This is a genomic window from Tropicimonas sp. TH_r6 (genome assembly GCF_033101155.1).
In the GTDB taxonomy this organism is placed as follows: Bacteria; Pseudomonadota; Alphaproteobacteria; order Rhodobacterales; family Rhodobacteraceae; genus Tropicimonas.
The window spans coordinates 21,788-40,778 of the sequence record NZ_JAWMPX010000011.1 but is presented as its reverse complement, the minus strand read 5'-3'; the positions used below and the strand labels follow the sequence as shown (position 1 = coordinate 40,778).

16 protein-coding genes are annotated in these 18,991 nt (G+C 64.0%); 5 read left to right on the top strand and 11 right to left on the bottom strand.

The window, feature by feature from the left end:
• Positions 1-279: 279 nt before the first annotated feature.
• The 3 genes from R3X27_RS12315 to R3X27_RS12305 are packed head-to-tail and all read right to left on the bottom strand — an operon-like array spanning position 280 to position 4,940.
• Positions 280-1,314 (bottom strand): trans-3-hydroxy-L-proline dehydratase, encoded by a 1,035-nt coding sequence (locus tag R3X27_RS12315; RefSeq protein WP_317709159.1) that lies wholly within the window; start codon positions 1,312-1,314, stop codon positions 280-282.
• A complete protein-coding gene (locus R3X27_RS12310) occupies positions 1,314-3,359 on the bottom strand; it encodes an NADH:flavin oxidoreductase (RefSeq protein WP_317709158.1) in 2,046 nt (681 codons plus the stop codon). The genes R3X27_RS12315 and R3X27_RS12310 overlap by 1 nt, the downstream gene beginning before the upstream one ends.
• A 24-nt stretch (positions 3,360-3,383) precedes the next feature.
• Positions 3,384-4,940 (bottom strand): trimethylamine methyltransferase family protein, encoded by a 1,557-nt coding sequence (locus R3X27_RS12305; RefSeq protein WP_317709157.1) that lies wholly within the window; start codon positions 4,938-4,940, stop codon positions 3,384-3,386.
• Positions 4,941-5,057: 117 nt separating this feature from the next.
• On the opposite strand from R3X27_RS12305, the gene R3X27_RS12300 reads away from it, so the two are divergent.
• On the top strand, positions 5,058-5,684 hold the full coding sequence (locus R3X27_RS12300; protein ID WP_317709156.1) for a TetR/AcrR family transcriptional regulator: 627 nt from the start codon (positions 5,058-5,060) through the stop codon (positions 5,682-5,684).
• Between the two features lie 152 nt (positions 5,685-5,836).
• Here R3X27_RS12300 and R3X27_RS12295 read toward each other — a convergent pair whose 3' ends face one another.
• Together R3X27_RS12295 and R3X27_RS12290 are read right to left on the bottom strand one after the other, a co-directional pair.
• On the bottom strand, positions 5,837-6,685 hold the full coding sequence (locus R3X27_RS12295; protein WP_317709155.1) for a sulfite exporter TauE/SafE family protein: 849 nt from the start codon (positions 6,683-6,685) through the stop codon (positions 5,837-5,839).
• An 80-nt stretch (positions 6,686-6,765) separates the two neighbouring features.
• A complete protein-coding gene (locus tag R3X27_RS12290) occupies positions 6,766-7,452 on the bottom strand; it encodes a fumarylacetoacetate hydrolase family protein (protein ID WP_411572491.1) in 687 nt (228 codons plus the stop codon).
• A 161-nt stretch (positions 7,453-7,613) separates the two neighbouring features.
• Here R3X27_RS12290 and R3X27_RS12285 point away from each other — a divergent pair, with 161 nt between their 5' ends.
• Positions 7,614-8,300 (top strand): FadR/GntR family transcriptional regulator, encoded by a 687-nt coding sequence (locus tag R3X27_RS12285; protein ID WP_317709154.1) that lies wholly within the window; start codon positions 7,614-7,616, stop codon positions 8,298-8,300.
• A gap of 137 nt (positions 8,301-8,437) precedes the next feature.
• Here the strand turns inward: R3X27_RS12285 and R3X27_RS12280 are convergent, their stop codons facing one another.
• A complete protein-coding gene (locus R3X27_RS12280) occupies positions 8,438-9,607 on the bottom strand; it encodes a pyridoxal-phosphate-dependent aminotransferase family protein (RefSeq protein WP_317709153.1) in 1,170 nt (389 codons plus the stop codon).
• Between the two features lie 138 nt (positions 9,608-9,745).
• Between R3X27_RS12280 and R3X27_RS12275 the strand changes: the two genes are divergently transcribed.
• Both R3X27_RS12275 and R3X27_RS12270 read left to right on the top strand, forming a co-directional pair.
• Positions 9,746-12,619 carry an FAD-binding and (Fe-S)-binding domain-containing protein gene (locus R3X27_RS12275; RefSeq protein WP_317709152.1) on the top strand — a complete coding sequence of 958 codons (2,874 nt, stop codon included), beginning with the start codon at positions 9,746-9,748 and terminating at the stop codon, positions 12,617-12,619.
• Positions 12,620-12,628: 9 nt separating this feature from the next.
• Positions 12,629-13,324 carry a GntR family transcriptional regulator gene (locus R3X27_RS12270; protein ID WP_317709151.1) on the top strand — a complete coding sequence of 232 codons (696 nt, stop codon included), beginning with the start codon at positions 12,629-12,631 and terminating at the stop codon, positions 13,322-13,324.
• A gap of 27 nt (positions 13,325-13,351) precedes the next feature.
• Here the strand turns inward: R3X27_RS12270 and R3X27_RS12265 are convergent, their stop codons facing one another.
• The 5 genes from R3X27_RS12265 to R3X27_RS12245 are packed head-to-tail and all read right to left on the bottom strand — an operon-like array spanning position 13,352 to position 18,035.
• Positions 13,352-14,428 carry an Ldh family oxidoreductase gene (locus tag R3X27_RS12265; protein ID WP_317709150.1) on the bottom strand — a complete coding sequence of 359 codons (1,077 nt, stop codon included), beginning with the start codon at positions 14,426-14,428 and terminating at the stop codon, positions 13,352-13,354.
• On the bottom strand, positions 14,418-15,284 hold the full coding sequence (locus R3X27_RS12260; protein WP_317709149.1) for an ABC transporter permease: 867 nt from the start codon (positions 15,282-15,284) through the stop codon (positions 14,418-14,420). Before R3X27_RS12260 ends, R3X27_RS12265 begins: the two co-directional genes overlap by 11 nt.
• Complete coding sequence (locus R3X27_RS12255) at positions 15,281-16,090, bottom strand: ABC transporter ATP-binding protein (protein WP_317709148.1); 810 nt, start codon at positions 16,088-16,090, stop codon at positions 15,281-15,283. Before R3X27_RS12255 ends, R3X27_RS12260 begins: the two co-directional genes overlap by 4 nt.
• Positions 16,090-17,115, bottom strand: a complete 1,026-nt coding sequence (locus tag R3X27_RS12250) for an ABC transporter substrate-binding protein (protein WP_317709147.1) — start codon at positions 17,113-17,115, stop codon at positions 16,090-16,092. Before R3X27_RS12250 ends, R3X27_RS12255 begins: the two co-directional genes overlap by 1 nt.
• 59 nt (positions 17,116-17,174) lie before the next feature.
• A complete protein-coding gene (locus tag R3X27_RS12245; protein WP_317709146.1) occupies positions 17,175-18,035 on the bottom strand; it encodes a fumarylacetoacetate hydrolase family protein in 861 nt (286 codons plus the stop codon).
• A 209-nt stretch (positions 18,036-18,244) separates the two neighbouring features.
• On the opposite strand from R3X27_RS12245, the gene R3X27_RS12240 reads away from it, so the two are divergent.
• A complete protein-coding gene (locus R3X27_RS12240) occupies positions 18,245-18,919 on the top strand; it encodes a FadR/GntR family transcriptional regulator (protein ID WP_317709145.1) in 675 nt (224 codons plus the stop codon).
• The last annotated feature ends 72 nt before the right edge of the window (positions 18,920-18,991 follow it).

Below are 18,991 nucleotides of genomic sequence, written 5' to 3'. Positions count from 1 at the left end.
TGGGCACGCTGCGGCACGGCGTTCGCCGGATCTGGAGGTTTTTCGCCGCCCACAGATTTGCCCATTCTTTGAGCACCAATTGCACTCCTTGCCGTCTCGATGGGCGACCTCAAGCGGCACCCGGCGCAATGCAAAAGATGCATGCGGAGGCGTCATTGCTCCTCCTGCCCTCACGCGCGCGCGCCAAATCCGGCTCGAGATAAAAAGCGACGCCGCCAAGCCTACGCCGGAGCGACGGGGACGGGGACGGACACAGCCCGCCCGACCTCGCCCACGCGGTCAATCAAGGGCCTGCCCCCAGGTGTCCGGAAGACGATAGCCCCCCGGCCAGGGATCGGATGGGTCGAGCATGTGCTGATGTGTTCCGGTGATCCAGGCCCGTCCGGTGATCTCGGGAATGATGGCGGGGAGCGCGCCGACCTGCGTCGTGCCTGCATGTCGTCCGATGAATTCGGAGCCGATGATGGATCGGCATCGCAGGGTCTGGCCTTCGCCGAGGAGGCCCCGCGCGGCCAGCACGGCCATGCGGGCAGAGATGCCGGTGCCGGTGGGGGAGCGGTCGATCTTGCCGGGTTGAATGCAGACGGCGGAGCGCGAGGCGAACCCGCCCTCTACCGCCTCCAGCGGCGCGGCGAAACTGCAAAAGGAGATGTGGCGCCAGTCCGGGTTCTCCGGATGGTGGAACCCAAGTTGCTCATTGGCCGCCTGCGTGATCCTGACCCCAAGCCGGGCGAGATCGCGCGCTTCGTCCGACCGGATCTCGACACCCAGTTCTCCGGCATCGACGATAACAAAACTGTCGCCGCCAAAGGCCGTATCGACATTCAGTGTTCCCAGCCCTTCGACCTCCAGCACGGCATCGAGGCGCGCGGCGAAGGACGGCAGGTTGGTCAGGGTGATCCGTTCGGCCTTGCCGTCCTGGCAGTCGGCGCGGATCTGGACGAGGCCGCCCGGCACCTCCAGCGTGAGAACGGTCTCCGGCTCCGTCATCGGCAGGATTCCGGTGTCAAGCAGGACCGTGGCAACGCAAATCGTGTTGGACCCGGACATGGGCGGCGTGTCCTCGGGTTCCATGATGATGAAAGCGGCATCGGCGCGCGGATCTTTTGGCGGCACCAGCAGGTTCACATGCCGGAAGACGCCGCCGCGCGGCTCGTTGAGCAGGAAGTTGCGAAGGGTCCCTTCCTCGGCAATGAAACGGCGCTGCTCCCAGAGCGTCTCCCCGGGAGGCGGCGCGACGCCGCCGGTGATGACATCCCCGACCTCGCCTTCCGCATGGGCGGACACGACGTGGATTATGCGGCTTGTGCGCATCAGAGATCCTTGACCAGCCGCAGCGCGTCATAGATCGCCGCATGGGTGTTGCGGGCCGAGACGGCGTCGCCGATGCGGAAGAGCTGGAAGGCGCCGTCGGGATTGCGGATGATCTCCTGCTTGCGCCCTTCTATCAGCGCCTCCGGGTCGACCGCGCCCCCGTTGCGCGAGAGCGGTTTGAGGTCGAAATAGAGGTCGGCCAGTGGAAATGTGCCGTAATTGACCACGATCTGATCGTATTTCTTTAGCGTTTTCAAGTCGCTGTAATCCGTTCCGATTGTGGCTTCGAGCTGGTTTCCCGCCCGCTTGATGCCGAGAAGACGGCGGGTGACAGTGAAGGTTACATCCTTGTCCTGCAGCGCGCGCATATAGGGGACGAGATTCATCGCCATGATCTCCGGGGCAAAGATACGATCCGGCGTCATGATCTCGACCTCTGCGCCGGAATTGGCCGCGATTTCAGCGGCCTGCACGGCGGCATGGTCGCCGGATTCATCATAGATCAGCACCGATTTGCCCGGTTTCACATCGCCGGAAATCAGGTCCCAGCTGGTGATGGCCAGCTCCTGCTCGCCGCGCGTCTCCAGCAGCTCCGTGTTCGGCATCCCACCGGTTGCGACAATGACAACATCCGGATTTTCCGCTGTAATATCTGATTCTTCCGCCCATGAGTTGAAGCGAAATCCGACATCGCGCGCGGCGCATTGGGCCATGCGCCAATCGATAATGGAGATCATTTCGCGGCGACGTTCGGATTGCGAGGTCAGGCGGATCTGTCCGCCCGGATCGGCCGCAGCCTCAAAGACAAGCACGTCATGGCCGCGCTCGGCAGCGACGCGGGCCGCCTCAAGTCCGGCGGGCCCGGCGCCGACGATGACAACGCGCTTGCGCTCCGTCGCCGGGGGGATGTCATGCGGCATGGTCAGTTCGCGCCCGGTCGCCGCGTTGTGCAGGCAGAGTGCGTCTCCAGCTTGATAAATCCTGTCCAGGCAATAGGTTGCGCCAACACAGGGACGGATGTCGTCTTCTCGGCCTTCCATGATCTTGCGCACGATATGCGGGTCCGCCATATGGGCGCGGGTCATGCCGACCATGTCCAGCAGGCCCGCCGAGACGGCGTGGCGGGCCGTGGCGACGTCGGGGATCTTGGAGGCGTGGAAGGTCGGCATGCCGGTCGCGGCACGCACGGTGCCGGCGAAGTCGAGATGCGGCGCATTGGCCATGCCCTGCACCGGGATAACATCGGTGAGCGCGGGGTCGGTATGGATGCGGCCCCGGATCACGTTGAGGAAATCGACCTGACCGCTGGCCTGGAACCGCCTGGCCATCTCCAGCCCCTCGGCCGGACTGATGCCGCCGGATTGAGTCTCGTCGGCCGTGTAGCGGATGCCGACGATGAATGCGTCTCCGACTCGTTTTCGAATTGCATCAATGACATCGAGGCCGAACCTCATCCGGCTTTCGAGGCTGCCTCCGCCATAGTCTCCTTCAAGGACATTGGTCAGCGGCGAGAAGAACTGGTCGATCAGGTGGCCATAGGCCTCCAACTCGATCCCATCCATGCCGCCCTCCTTCATCCGCTCTGCGGCATCAGCGAAATCGGAGATGATGCGCTCGATATCCCAATCCTCGATCAACTTGGGAAAGGCGCGATGGGACGGCTCGCGATGTGGACCGGGGGAGACGGAGGGCAGCCAGTCGCCCTTGTTCCAGCCCGTGCGGCGCCCGAGATGGGTGAGCTGGATCATCACCGCGCAGCCATGCTCATGGCAGGCATCGGTGAGATTGCGGATCCAGGGCACGACCTCGTCTTTGTAAGCGAGGATATTGTTGAAAACCGGCGGGCTGTCCTTCGAGACGGCGGCCGAGCCGGCGGTCATGGTCAGCGCCACGCCCGCCTTTGCCCGCTCGGCGTGATAGGCGGTGTAGCGGTCCTTGGGCATGCCGTCTTCGGGATAGGCCGGTTCATGGCTCGTGGTCATGATCCGGTTGCGCAGGCTCAGGTGCTTGAGCTGATAAGGCTGGAGGAGCGGGTCTTTCGACATGGGCGGTCTCTCTGGCGAGTGGGGTCAGTACCAGGCGTCGGGCATGGACGCTTTCTTGCGGGCGATGAAGTCCTTGAGGGCGCCATCCGTGCCCGGATCGAGCGGTGGGGCCTCGTATTCCGCGAGGAGCGCCTTCCAACGACGGTTGGCGCGGGTCATCATGTCCTCGCCGCCCATCTCATGCCAGGTCTCCCAGGGACGGTCGTCGTTCAACTCGCTGTCATGGAAGGCGGTCTTGTAGTGGCGCAGCGTGTGCTGGGTGGAAAAGAGATGCTGGCCGGGTCCAAGCTCGGCCAAAGCGTCGAAGCCGAGCGCGTCCTCGCTGGTGTCGAGCCCCTTGAGATAGGCATGAAGCGCGCCACAGAGATCGGTGTCGAGGACGAATTTCTCGTAGGACATCGAGAGCAGCCCGTCGAGGAAACCGGCCGAATGCAGCACGTAATTGGCGCCGCAATGGATCGCCGACATCATGGACATCATCGATTGCTGCATGGCCTGTGCATCGGGCAGCTTGGAGGTGGAGAAGTTGCCGGCGCAGCGCAGGGGCAGCTTCCAGCGCCGGGCGATCTGACCAAGCGCGAGGGAGGCGAGGGCTGGCTCGGGCGTGCCGAAAGTCGGCGAGCCGGAGCGCATGGCCATCGAGGCGAGGAAGCCCGCAAGAACGGTCGGCGCACCGGGGCGCACGAGCTGGGTCAGTGCGCAGGAGGTGGCGCTTTCGGCCAGGCATTGGGCGACGGCCCCTGCCCCGGTCAGCGGTGCGACGGCGCCGCCAAGCAGGAACGGCAGGTGGATCGAGGCCTGTCCGGCGGCAGCATAGGCGCGGATGCCTCTGGTGCTGACGCCGTCGAGGACCAGCGGCGAGGTGGTATTGAAATTGCCCATGATGACGCAGTTTTCATCGGCGAAGCCCTCTCCGAAGAGGATGCGGGCCATGGCAATGCTGTCCTCGGCGCGCTCAGGTGCCGTGATCGAGCCGAGAAAGGCGCGGTCCGAGTAGCGGATATGGGCATAGACCATATCGAGGTGGCGCTTGTTGACCGGGACGTCGGTCGGTTCGCAGATCGTGCCGCCGGAATGGTGCAGCCAGGGCGAGGATTGGCCGAGTTTGACCAGGTTTTCGAAATCCTGAAGCGAGCCATAGCGGCGGCCCCGGTCGAGATCCATGACGAAAGGCGAGCCGTAAGACGGGGCAAAGACGACGCTGTCGCCGCCGATCTCGACGCTGTTGGAAGGGGTGCGCGCATGCTGGGTGAAGCGCTCTGGAGCGGTGGCGAGGATCTCGCGGATCATCCCCGGCTCGAAGCGGATATTCCAGGACGACTCGCTCAGCCCGGTCACTTGACCGCCAGCGGCGCGGAACAGGGCGACGGTTTCGGGGTCGTCGCGGAACTCGATGCCGATCTCGGCGAGGATACGCTCGGCTGTCGCCTCGATCTTCGACAGGCTCTCCTCGTTCAGGATGTCGTAGGTCGGGATTCCGCGGGTGATGAACGGCACCCGGAGATGGTCGTTGGGCAGGGTTTCCGCCCGCACGTTCCGGCGGCGGCGGGTCTTGGGACGGGCTGCGGCGGCTGTCGTCATGGGCTGTCCTCGGAGCTGATGGCGGCGACGAGTCGTCGATGGATCAATCCGGACATACACTCGACACTTGTGTCAAGAATATTGTCATGAGTGTCGGGGACTGCTACGGATCTGCTCATGAAGGATGCATCGCCAAACCGACAGCGTGGCTCCGAAGAGCTCTGGCTCGATGCCGGGCTGGAGCTATTGAAGGACGGCGGCGTAGAGGCCGTGAAGGTGATGCCGCTGGCACGGCGGCTGAAACTGTCACGGACGGGATTCTACTGGTATTTCAAGGATCGAGACGCGCTTCTTGAAGCGATGGTCGACCGCTGGGAGGCACGGAATACCGGCAATCTGGAGGCCCGCTGTTCGGCCTATGCGGAGACGATCTGCGAGGCGATGTTCAATCTGTGCGATTGCTGGCTGCTGCCGGAGCTGTTCGACGCCCGTCTCGACCTCGCGATCCGCAACTGGGCGCGGCACGAACCTGCGTTGCAAGGGCGGATCGAGACTGCGGACCGTCGCCGGCGCGAGGCCATCGAAGGCATATTCCTGCGCTTCGGTTATTCCGAGCGGGAAGCGGAGGTGCGGGCGTTGACGGTGCTTTACACGCAGGTCGGCTATGTCTCGATGCGGATCGAGGAGAGCGCAGAGGCGCGGATTGCGCGGATCCCGGAATATGCCGCGGTCTTCACCGGAAAGCAGGCCACGGAGGCCGAATTCGAGCGCTTCCGGGCCCGTCACCTCCCTGCCCCCCTCTAGCTCGGTGCCTCTGACGGGGCCGCATCCCCCGACAGCAACGCCTGATGCGGCGAATGCCCACCTCCTGCGAGCGTCCTGCGGCGCGGATCAAAGCACGTCCGGCAGCAGGTTCTCGCCGTTGTTAGATCCAGCCTGTCCCCGGCAACGGCGCTTCACGCGCCCATGGCTGTGAGCTGGGTCCAGAGGTCTGCGAACATCCGGGCCGACGTCAGCGCGAGGAACACCCCGAATGCCAATCTCAGCGCCCGCCGGGGAATGGAATGCGCGATGGCCACGCCCACCCGCGCAAACACCATGGTGAGGGGCACGATAACGGCTGCGGCCAGAAGGTTCACATAGCCCAGCGAGAAGGGCATCAGCCCCTCCGCGCCCCAGCCCGTGATGATATAGACGATCGCTCCGGGCAGGCCGATAATGAAGCCAATAGCGGCCGATGTTCCGACGGCCCGGCGAATGTCATAGCCGAGGAAGTTCAACAGCGGCACGCAGACGGTCCCCCCTCCGATGCCCATCATCGCCGAAACAGCCCCCGCAACCACGCCGAGGCCAGCCCAGACCGGTCGCGAGAACGAGCGCGGGGCAGTCTCCTCCCGAGGCTTCCGCAGGATCATGTCCATAGCCACCAGGGCCGCGACCATCGCGAAGACCGCGACCAGGATAAGACCGCTCACGATCCCGCCGAGCACGGCGCCAATGAGGACGCCGACGAGGATCGACGGACCCCAGAGCTTCAGCAACCCATAGTCGACGGCCCCCTTCTTGTGATGCCCCATCGCGGATGAAAGGGATGTGAACACGATGGTGGCCAGTGACGTTCCCACGGCGACCTGCATCGTGATTGCCGGATCCATTCCCACGACCGACATCGCGAGATAGAGGGCCGGGACGATGACGATTCCCCCGCCGACACCCAACAATCCTGCGAGCACGCCGCCGAAGACACCCGCGCCGACCGCGACGCTGGCAAGCGTCGCAAGCTGGCCTGTGTCGAGACCTTCCATGTGCTGTCCCTTCTACGACGGTGTGTTCCGGCGCCGGCGCGGATATTTCCACGCCGGCCCCTGTCAAGCGCAGGTAGACTTCAGATGACGCGCACCGTCAACGCACCCAACCCGTCTACATGTGCGACCATCTCGTCACCTTTCTCCACCGGCCCGACGCCCGCGGGGGTGCCCGACTGGATCACATCGCCCGGTGCGAGCTCGAAGTATTCCGACAGGTAAGAGATCATCTCAGGGACCTTCCAGATCATCTGGTTCAGGTCGCCCTCCTGGCGGATCTCACCGTTGACCTTCAGCTCGACGCGGCCCTCGCTGAGGTGGCCGACGCTTTCGACCGTGTGGATCGGTCCGATCGGCGCCGAACGTTCGAACGCTTTGCCGATCTCCCAGGGGCGACCCATCTTTTTCTGCGCGCCCTGCAGGTCGCGCCGGGTCATGTCGAGCGAAACGGCATAGCCATAGACATGGTCGAGCGCGTCCTCGACCGCGATATTGGTGCCGCCGGATTTCAGAACAACCGCCATTTCGATTTCGTGGTGCACGTCCGAGCTGTGCGGCGGGTATGGGAAATCGCCCGAAGGGTCGAGATTATTGGGGTTCTTCTGGAAGAAGAACGGCGGCTCGCGGTCCGGGTCATGCCCCATCTCGACCGCATGAGCCGCGTAATTGCGACCAATGCAATAGACGCGACGCACCGGGAAGGCGTCATCTGTGCCCAGAATGGGCAGGCCCACGGGTTTTGGCGGGGCTATGGCGAAGTTTGTCACGGGTGTCCTCCTCTGTATGTCGATGGTTCTAACGAGAGGATGCCGGCAAATCAATCCAAACCAATCTAGCCAATTCGACTTTGGTTCGGTTTGATCAGCGATGTTTTGAAATTGGTCGCGGCTTGTGCAACACTCCGCCCGAACGCGCAAGGGGCAGACATATGCAAGAACCAGCCGAAACAAGACACGCCGAAGCGCTGGCCCGCCTGCAGGCGTATATCCGGGACGGCAAGTATGGGCGCGGCGACCGGATACCGCCAGAACGGCAATTGATGGAGCAGCTGGGCATGAGCCGCGCGACCCTGCGCCAGGCCCTCGAGGCGCTTGAACGGTCTGGGGCGATCTGGCGCCATGTGGGCAAGGGCACTTTTGTCGGCGACGGTCCGGCGGGCCTGACGGTAGGCGATGATTCGTTGGCCGATCTGGGCCGTCAGCTCACGCCGATGCGGATGATGCACGCACGTCTCTGTCTCGAACCGGCATTGGCACGCGAGGCTGCGGTGCACGCGACCGGAGAAGCGATGACAGCCATCAGCCGGACGACGAAGCGGGCCCGGGCCGCGGCCACATGGGCGGAATACGAAACGCAGGACGACCACTTCCATCGCGCCATTGCGCAGGCGTCTGACAACGTGCTGCTGCTGTCCTTCTTCGACCAGCTCAACCGGGCGCGGCGGGTTGTTACATGGGGCACTGTCGAGCGGCGCAATGTGAAACCACCCGAAGACCATTCCAGCTTCGAGGAACATGACGCGATCGTGCAGGCCATTGCGGATCGTGACGGCGACCGCGCGTGGAGCGCAATGCGCGATCACCTCAAATTGGTCTCTACCCGCCTGTTTCCGTGACGGCGATGACGGCCGAAAGCCGCGACTCGTGGACCGGGAACCGGACCACCACGCAAAGCGACCGCGTGGCGATCCAAAGTCCTCAACCTTGAAAGGCGGGGGCGGCGTCCGGCATTTCAGCCCCCGCTGTGGAAATGCTATCCACCCGTGCCTTTGAGACATTCCATGGCAGCCTGCGCCCCACCTGACTGGTGCGGGATCCCGGCCTTGGCCAGCCCCATCTCCACCCCCGAGAGCGTCGCCATCAGCATCAGGTCGTTGAAATCACCCAGATGGCCTATGCGGAACACCTTGTCCGCAAGTTTGGACAGGCCGTTGCCGAGCGAAATGTCATAATGCTTCAACGTCGTCGCCCGGAACGCATCGGCCGAATGCCCTTCCGGTACAACAACCGCGGTGAGCACATCCGACTCCTGCCCCTGTCGCGCGCAGAGTACCTCCAGCCCCCAGGTCTGCACCGCCGTGCGCGTCGCTGCGCCGTGACGGGCATGGCGGGCGAAGACGTTGTCCAGCCCCTCTTCATGGAGCATGTCGATGGCTTCGTTCAGGCCGTATAGCAGGTTGGTCGCGGGCGTGTACGGGAAGTATCCGGTGCCGTTCGGCCCGACCATGTCCTGCCAGTCCCAATAGCTTCGCGGCGTGGTGACCGCTTTCGAATACTCGAGCGCGCGCGCGCTCACGGCGTTGAAGCTCAGGCCGGGCGGCAGCATCAGTCCTTTTTGCGAGCCAGAGACGCAGACATCGACGCCCCATTCGTCGAACCGGACATCGATCGACGCGAGGCCCGAGATTGAATCGACCATCAGCAGGGCGGGATGCCCTGCGGCATCGATCGCGCTGCGGATCTCGGCAATCGGCGAAACCGATCCGGTCGAGGTCTCGTTATGGACGACACAGACCGCCTTGATCTCATGCGCGACGTCTTCCCGCAGCCGGGCCTCGATGCGGTCCGGCTCCGCGCCGCCGCGCCAGTCGCCCTCAATCACCTCCGGCTCGAAGCCAATCTTGCGCGCCATCTTGCTCCACATGGATGCAAAATGCCCGGTCTCGAACATCACCACCCTGTCACCCGGAGACAGCGTGTTCACCAGCGCCGCCTCCCATCCGCCGGTTCCGGACGAGGGAAAGATGAAGACATGCTGTTTGGTCTTGAAGATCGACTTCATGCCCTCGAGCGCCTTCTGTCCCACCTCGGCGAAATCCGGGCCACGGTGGTCGATTGTCTGTTGGCCGATGGCCTTCAGAATTCGGTCGGGCACCGAGCTTGGCCCCGGGATTTGCAGGAAATGTCGACCGGCCTGACGCATCTTTTCTCTTCCTCCCCAAGCGCCAGAAAGGTGGCGCCCATCGCTGTTGCATAAACGTAATTATGAATTCATAATTCACTTTGAGGCAAGAGTCGACACGCCTCAACGGAGCGGACACCGAGCGGAAGGCACGAAGGCATGCAGAGTAATGAACGCCTTTTCAGCAAGTTATCCTCAAAAATCGCGGGAGACGTCCTGACGGATTCCGCATCGCGCGGGCGCTATTCTACCGACGCGTCGATCTACCAGATGCGCCCCGAAGCCGTTGTCATTCCAAAATCCATCGAAGATATCGAGACGGCGATGGGCATTGCGCGCGACGAGGACACCCCTGTTCTTCCGCGCGGCGGTGGCACGTCGCAATGCGGCCAGACCGTGAATCGCGCGATCGTGCTGGACACGACGCGGCACCTGAATCGGATCCTCGACATTGACCCCGACGCCTTCACGGCGCGGGTTCAGCCGGGCCTCGTGCTGGATGAGTTGAACCGGGCGCTGAAACCGCATGGCCTGTGGTTCCCGGTCGATCCCTCGACGGCCTCGCGCTGCACGCTGGGCGGCATGGCGGCCAACAACTCTTCGGGGGGCAAATCCCTGCGCTACGGCATCATGCGCGACAACGTGCGGGCAATCTCGGCCCTGCTGCCGGATGGCACGCGGGCACGGTTCGAAACCACGGAACCCGAACCGGGCCCCTATTGCGACCTCGTCTCGGATATGCGCGCCCTCGGCCGGCGCGAGGCCGACGAGATCGAGGCCCGGTTTCCAAAGGTGCAGCGCCGGGTCGGAGGCTACAATATCGATGCCCTGACCGGCCCCGACGTGAACATGGCGCATCTGTTGGTCGGGTCCGAGGGCACGCTGGCCTGTTTCACGGAACTGGAGCTGAGTCTCGCCCCTCTTCCGGGCGAGAAGGTCACCGGGATCTGTCACTTCCCGAATTTCTACGCCGCGATGGATGCCGCGCAGCATCTGGTCACCCTGACCCCGCAGGCGGTGGAGCTGGTCGACGCCACGATGATCGCGCTCGGCCGCGACATCCCGCTTTTCCGCAAGACGATCGACGCCTTTGTCGAAGGGGACCCGGCCGCGTTGCTGCTGGTCGAGTTTGCCGAGGGCAGCGCGGAGGCAAATGCCGCCAAGCTCGCGGCGCTGTCGCAACTGATGGGCGATCTCGGCTTTGCCTTCACGGAGACGGGGGACAGGTGGGGCGGTGTCCGTCCGGTCACCGACAATGCCCTGCAAGGCGCCATCGCCGAGTTCCGCAAGTCGGGGCTCAATGTCATGATGTCGATGAAGGAGGCCGGCAAACCGATCTCCTTTGTCGAGGATTGCGCCGTCGCCCTGCCCGATCTCGCCGAGTACACCCAGGGCCTGACCGAGATTTTCACCCGCCACGGCACGACGGGCACATGGTATGCCCATGCGTCTGTCGGCTGTCTGCATGTGCGCCCCGTTCTCAACATGCGGCAGGACAAGGACGTCAAGACCATGCGGGCGATCGCCGAGGAGGCGTTCGACCTCGTCAAACGCTACAAGGGCTCGCATTCGGGCGAGCATGGCGACGGGATCGTTCGGTCGGAATTCCATGAGAAGATGTACGGTCCACGCATCGTCACGGCGTTCGAGGAGGTAAAGGCCCGCTTCGATCCCACGGGGGTGATGAACCCCGGCAAGATCGTGCACGCCCCCGCCATGGATGACCGCCGCTACTTCCGCTACGGGCCGGATTACGCGGTGCCCGAGTTCGAAACCGCGCTGGACTGGTCCGCCTGGCCCGGATCGGGCGGCGGGTTTCAGGGCGCGGTCGAGATGTGCAACAACAACGGGGCCTGCCGAAAACTGAAGGGCGGCGTGATGTGTCCGTCTTTCCGCGCCACGCGCACCGAACGCGACGCGACGCGCGGGCGGGCCAACACGCTGCGCCTTGCCATCAGCGGCCAACTGCCCGGCGGGCTGACCTCCGACGCGATGGCGGAGACGATGCGGTACTGCGTGTCCTGCAAGGCATGCAGCCGGGAATGCCCAACCGGCGTCGACATGGCGCGCATGAAGATCGAGGTGCTGGCGGCGCGGCGCAAGACAAACGGGCTGACGCTGGCGGACAGGATCGTGGGATACCTGCCGCGATATGCCCCGAAGGCGGCCCGGTTCGCCGGGGTGATGAACCTGCGCAACAAGATCGGACCGGTTCGCAGATTGACCGAGCAGCTGACCGGCGTGTCGCATCGCCGCGACCTGCCGATCTGGTCGTCCAACCCGTTTGGCGACGGCGAGGCGCAGGACGGCGACCCTCAGGTTCTGCTCTTTGCCGATGTCTTCAACCGCTATTTCGACCCCGAGAACCTGCGCGCGGCGCTCCGCGTCCTGCGCGCCGCGGGACTGCGCGTCGCTGTCGCGCAAGACGGTTCCGGCAAGTCTCTGGAGTGCGGACGCACCTTTCTGGCGATTGGCTGCGTGGAAGAGGCGCGCGCCGAGGCCCGCCGCGTGATCGACGCGACCCGCGATGCGGTCGCGCGGGGCGTGCCGGTCGTCGGGCTCGAACCGTCCTCGATCCTGACCTTTCGCGACGAGTTCCTGGCGCTCTGCCCCGGTCCCGAGGCCGAGGCCCTGGCCCTGGCGACCCGGACCTTCGAGGAGTTCCTGTCCGAACAGGCCGATCTCCCGTTGAAGCCCCTCGCTTCGCCGATCTATGTCCACGGGCATTGCCACCAGAAAGCACAGGACGCCGTGACCCCGACACTTGACCTGCTCAAGCGCATTCCCGGCGCGCAAGTCTTCCTGATAGAGAGCGGCTGCTGCGGGATGGCGGGCGCATTCGGCTATGCGCCGGACACGATCGACATCTCGCTGAAAATGGCCGAACTCGACCTCTTTCCCGCGCTTGCGGCCGCCCCGGAGGACGCCATTGTCGTGGCCGACGGGACCTCCTGCCGCCACCAGATCGCGGATGGCACGCCGCGCCGCGCGCTGCACGTCGCGCGCTTGCTGGATCTGGCCCTTGATGGATAGGAAACGGACATGAGCCTCACCGACCCCATCAGACGCCCGTCCCTGCACGAGGAGCTGGTTGAACGGCTGCGCAGCCTCATTGTCGAGGACGCGTTGAAACCCGGGGAAAAGGTGCCGGAGAAAGCGCTCTGCGCATCGTTTGGGGTGTCGCGCACGCCGCTGCGCGAGGCGCTCAAGGTGCTCGCCTCCGAAGGCTTCGTCATCCTGACCGCCAACCGGGGCGCGACGGTCGCAAAGGTCACTCGCGCGGAGCTGGACAACAGCTTCCCGGTGATTGCGGCGCTGGAACAACTGGCCGGGGAACTGGCCTGTCAAAACCTTGATGCGGCGGGCATCGCGTGGATCGAGACCCGTCATGCCGCGATGCTGACCGCATTCGCATCGCGGGATCGCAAAGCGTATTTCCAGGCCAATCAGGATATCCACCAGGCCCTGGTCCGGGGCGCGGGAAACGAGGTTCTCGAAGAGCAGCACAGGCTGTTGGCAGCGCGCATCCAACGTGCCCGCTTCATGGCCAACCTGTCCGATGACCGTTGGGCGCAGGCAATCGACGAGCATGAAGCCATGATGGACAGGCTTCGCGGGCGCGACGGAGAGGGGCTTGGTCAGCTCATGAAACGGCACATGATGAACAAGCATGCAGCCCTTGTCCGGGCACTTGATGCCGAGAGCCTCGGGGAGGAGACGGCCGGGCCGAGCGATTGACGCCCCCTGCCCCGACCGCCTGCCATTTCAGCCCGTCGCATCCGCCGCAAACGGGGCAGCCAGCCCACAATCGGCGGCCAGAGCGTTCAGATCGCGCCGCAGGGCCGGATTGAGCGGCACCCCGCCGCTGCGGCGTGCCTCGGCGGCGGCGGTCTTGCCATCCCCCGGCAAGCGCACCGGGTCGTGCCCCGGCAACGGGTCCGAGGCCCGCATCTCGTCGAAGACGCGCGCTGCGGCCTCCGCAAAGCCGTCGCCCATGCCAAAAGCGGCAGGATCGAGCGCCATGACGAACTGTCCGGTATTGGTCGAGGAGGTTGTGTCCTTGGTGAAATCGACCACGTCCGAGCCAAAGGCCGCGCCGTTCAGAACCCCGGCCATCAGGCCGATGGCGACCGACAGACCGAACCCTTTCGGTCCGCCGATCGGCAGGAGGAACCCTTCGGATTTCCGGGCCGGGTCGGTCAGCGGCTCGCCATCCCGCCCGACCATCCAGCCCTCCGGCATTGGTTGCCCCTGTTGCAGCAATGTCTTGATCTTGCCCATCGCGGCGACGGTCGTGGCCATGTCGAACACGAACGGGTCGGGTCCTTTGGCCGGGGCCGAAAAAGCGATGGGATTGGTGCCCAGAAGCAGGTCCGAGCCACCATAGGGCGGGACGTGGTTGGCGCTGCCCACGGAAGCGGCCATGCCGAGCATCCCGGCCTCGGCCTGCGGGCGGACATAGAGCGCAAGGGGGCCGGCATGGTTGCCCCTGCGCACGCCGACCCAGCCGATACCGGCCGCGCGCGCCTTCTCGATGGCAAGATCGCGCGCGGCGACCATGGCGAGATGTCCGAGACCATCATCGCCATCGATGACAGCGGTGGCGACAGTCTCATGGGCGACGGTGATGGAGGGTGTCGGGTTGCACCCTCCCCCGGCCAGCCGCGCCAGATATTGCCGCAGGCGAAACACGCCATGCGTGCCATAGCCAAAGATATCGGCCTCGACCATGAGGGAGGCGACGCTGGCCGCATCCCCCTCGGGCACACCCTGTGATCCGAGCGCCCGCGCCACGAAATCGCGCAGGACGTCGGTCGAGATGGTGTCTGGTTCAGTGGTCATCGCCACCCACCCGTTCCTTGTGCCAGAACACGACCTTGCGTTGGGTCCAGGTCACAGAGGCGAAGACCGCGAGGCCAACGAGGCTGAGATAGAGGATCAACGAAAACACGCGCGGGGTGTTGAGCTGCGAGGCCGCAACCCGGATCAACTCGCCAAAGCCCTTGCCGCCACCGAGGAACTCGCCGGTGATCGCGCCCGCCATGACGCCGACGGCCCCGATCTTGAGCCCGGTGAAGATCTGCGGAAGGCCGGTCGGCAGCTTCATCTTGAACAATGTCTGCATCCGGCTGGCGCCCATGGTCTTGAAGAGCATCCGGGCGTTCGAATCCGCGGCGTGAAGCCCCGCAGCTGTCCCCACAACGATCGGGAAGGTTGCGATGAAGGCGGCAAGCGCCACCTTGGATTCGATCCCGAAGCCCAGCCAGGCAACGAAAAGCGGCGCGAAGGCCACTTTCGGCATGGTGTCGATGGCCACGAGATAGGGCATCACGGCCTTTTCGCCGAAGGCTGTCTCGCCGACGAGGACGCCGAGAGAGAACCCGAGCGCTATGGCGAGGGCGAAGCCGTAAATCACCTCCTTGAACGTGATCCAGAGCGCTCCGAGCATGTAGCCCCCGGTCAGGAGGTTCTTGCCGACGAAGATCATGTCTTCCAGGGTTTCCCAGGGCGTCGGCAGGATGATCGGCGACACGAGGCCGAAGCTCGTCACCAGTTGCCAGGTGCCGATAAACACGAAGAAGACGAACCACATGGCGATCCATCGGGGCACGGAGTCGATGAAGTGAACGTCCTGTGTCCAGACAGTGTCCTGCAGCGGTTCCTCCTTGGCAGGATCATTGGCATGAATGTCGGTCACATGTCTTCTCCCTTGTCCAGAAGGCCACGGATGTGGTCGACGATCTCGCCGAATTTCGGCGTTGTCATCATGTCCAGCGTGCGTGGCCGCGGCAGGTCAACCTCGATGATCTCGGCCAGGCGGCCGGGGCGCGGCTTCATGACAACAATGTCGTCCGACAGGATCACGGCCTCCTGGATCGAATGGGTGACCAGGAAGGCGGTCGCATGCTGTTCCCGGCAGATCCGCTGCAGCTCCATGTTCATCATGTCACGCGACAGCTCGTCGAGCGCGCTGAACGGTTCGTCCAGCAAGAGAACGGCCGGTTCCGTGATGAGCATCCGACAGATCGCGGCACGCTGTGCCATGCCCCCCGAAAGCTCGTTCGGATAGACATTCTCGAAGCCCTCGAGCCCCACCATCTCGAGAAGGTCATGCGCAGACTCGATGGCCTTCTTCGCGGCCGCCTTGCCGTCGCGGATCTCGATCGGCAGGACGATGTTTTCCGCCGCAGTCTTCCACGGGAACAGCGTTGCCTGCTGAAACATCATCCCGATGTCGTGACGGGGGCCGGTCACCGGCTTGCCCTGTAGCACCACCCGCCCCTTCGTGGGAGGGATGAGACCAGCCATGATCTTGAGCAGCGTCGATTTCCCGCAACCGCTCGACCCGATGACGGAGGTGAAGCTTCCCTTTCTCAAGGTCAGGCTGACATCCTCCAGCGCAACAACGAGGTTGCGCGCATAGGTCTTGCTGACATTCGTCAACTCGTAGACCGGCGCGCCTACAGGCGCGCCGGCGTAGTCATGGGCAGGGGCCGCGGTCATTATTGGACCGCCTCGTTGCCGCTGGCGGCAAACTCGTTGGTCCAGGCCGCGCCCAGATCGTCGAGCGGTGCGGAAATCTCTCCGCCTGCGACAAGCGCGTCCTGCCATTCCTGCCAGACTTCAGCCGGATACCAACCGGGATGCTCAGCCTCGTCAGTCGGGATGGTTTTCGAGCGCACGGCGTCAAACAACGCCGACTGGAACTCCTTGTCCTCGCCTTCCTGCGGGTTGCCGTCCGCCAGGTGCTTGAGCACGGCCTCGCGGTTCGCGTCATCAAGCGCGAAGGCGTGGCCGCGTGCGAAGGCACGGCTCCAGCCTTCGACCAGCTCGCGATCATTGGCGATCGTGTCGGCCATGGTTGCGATGCCGTTGCCGAAGAAGCGGCCAAACTCCGCGGGCGTGATGTCACGCACAGGCATGCCGCGCTGGTTCAGGATGGCGGTGTCGGCTGTGGAGGCAGAATAGGCGTCGATCTCGCCATTCAGGAAGGCAGCGGTCGCCGGTCCACCGTCGCCGACGGTCAGGAATTCGAAATCCTCGCCTGCGGTCATGCCGACGCTGGACATCACGTTGCGGGCAAAGCCGACTTCCGCGCCATCTGCCGTACCGGTGCCGATGACCTTGCCCTTGAGCTCCTCAACGCTCTGGATCTCGGACTCCTCCTGCACCGCAACCCCGAAGTTGCTGCGTGCGGCCACGTTATAGATGTGGACGGCATCCACACCGCGCGACCGCGCGGCGATCAGCGGGCCGGGACCCGGACGACCGAATTCCGCCTGTCCCGCCGACAGTGCCTGCAGCACCGCGCCCGAACCGTTGATCGCCTCGACGGTGACCTTGAGACCCTCTTCCTCGAAATATCCTTCGCCGATCGCGACGAAGACGGGGAACGAGTTGATGGCAGAGGGGCTCGGCTGCACGAATGTGATTTCGCGCATGTCCTGCGCGAACGCGACTGTTCCCATCAGACCTGCGGCCGGAATCGCCGCGAGTACCGATGCGGTGAATGCTCTTCTGTTAAACATGATCGTGTCTCCTCCCTGGTGTATTGGACCTTTGCCGCGCTCCTCCACGCGGCGGCCCTTTAAACAGCGCGCACGGTGTTTTCGAGCGTGCCGATCTCGGATATTTCGCAAACCACCCTGTCGCCGTCCTTCAGGTAACGGGGCGGGTCCATGGCGTAGCCGACGCCGGATGGGGTGCCGGTGGCGATCATGTCGCCGGGCTCCAGCGTCAGGCCTTCGGACACCGAGGCAATCAGCGTCGGAATGTCGAAGATCATATCCGCCGTGTTGCCATTTTGGCGTTGTTCGCCATTGACCTTGGTGCCAATCGACAGGCCATGCGGATTGCTGATCGCATCGGCCGTGACGATACACGGGCCAATGGGACAGGACCCGTCCAGGCCCTTGCCCTTGAAATACTGGCCGCCATGGCGCCGTTGAATGTCGCGGGCCGTGATGTCGTTCAGGATAGTATAGCCGAAAACATGTTCCATGGCATCGGCACTGGAGATGTTGCGGCCGGGCTTGCCGATCACGACGGTCAACTCGACCTCGTAGTCGATCGCTTCGGAAACCTCGGGGAACAGCAGCACGTCGCCGTCCGGGGCCACGATCGCGGTGGGCGGCTTGGTGAAGAAAACCGGGTGCTCGGTGACGCCGACTTTCTGTTTCTGCGCCCGGTCACCCTCTGCGATATGTTCGGCATAGTTGCGACCGACGCAGAAGACGTTCTTGTGGGGATCCGGGATCGGCGCGAGCAGCGACGCATCCGCCGGGGCCAGCACGCCGGCATGTTTGCCATCCTCGGCCTCGGCCAGAAGGCCGCGCACCAGGTCCAATGCCTCGGGTCCGCTGGCAATCAGCTGTTGCATGGTCTTTGCGTTCAGTGCGCCTCGGGCCGGGTCGGGCAGATCCGCCGCGGCCTTTGCAATATCCAGCATGGCGCCGTTCTTCAGAATGGCGACGCAAGCAGGCCGCCCATTCAGGGAAATCGTAGCAAGTCGCACTCGGTGCTCCTCCCTCGTGCTTGGGTTTCTCGTCGGCCGAAACCTCCCAGATTTCGGGGTATTTCTGATCATTCTCCCTTTTCATCGATTTTTTACTGACATAGAGTTTCAATCAACCAACCAATGGCTGAATTGGGTGATCCATGACGAAGGCGATCGACCTTGCGAAGAAGCTGCGCGATCTGATCGAGACGGCCGGATACCGGCACAATGACCGTCTGCCGCCAGAGCGGGAGCTGTGCGAGATTCTCGGAACAACGCGCAACAAGCTGCGCGGCGCCCTAGCCGAACTCGAAGCGGATGGCCGGATCTGGCGCCATGTCGGACGGGGAACCTTTGTCGGGGCGCGGCCCGTCCTGAACCTCAAGGACGTCACCTATCTCCGCGATCAGATCAAACCGGCCCAGGTCGTGGCGGTCCGGCTGACCGTCGAACCCGAGTTGAGCCGGTTGGCCGCGCGCCACGCCACCAAATCGGATCGCGACCAGATGAGGCTCTGTGCTGATCGATGCCGAGCGTCCAAGGACTGGCGTTCCTATGAGGCATGGGACAACAACCTGCATCAGGCCATCGCGCGCGCCACGCATAACCAGTTATTCCTGTATTTCTTCGAAACGCTGAATTCGGTCCGACGGTCCATTGTCTGGGGACAGCCCCGCATGACGCGCAAGCCGGCGAGCGACTATTCCAGCTTTCGCGAACATGATGCCATCGTCGCGGCCATCACGGCGGGAGACAGCGAACTCGCCGCGCGCACGATGGTCGATCATCTGGAATCGGTCTATTCCCGCGTCTTGCCTGAAGGCATTCCGGCTTAGGGCAGCGTCATGGTTCCGTGAACACTCTCAGGTCCGGTCCCTCCACGTCCCTCTTGCCGCCACGCTCACCCG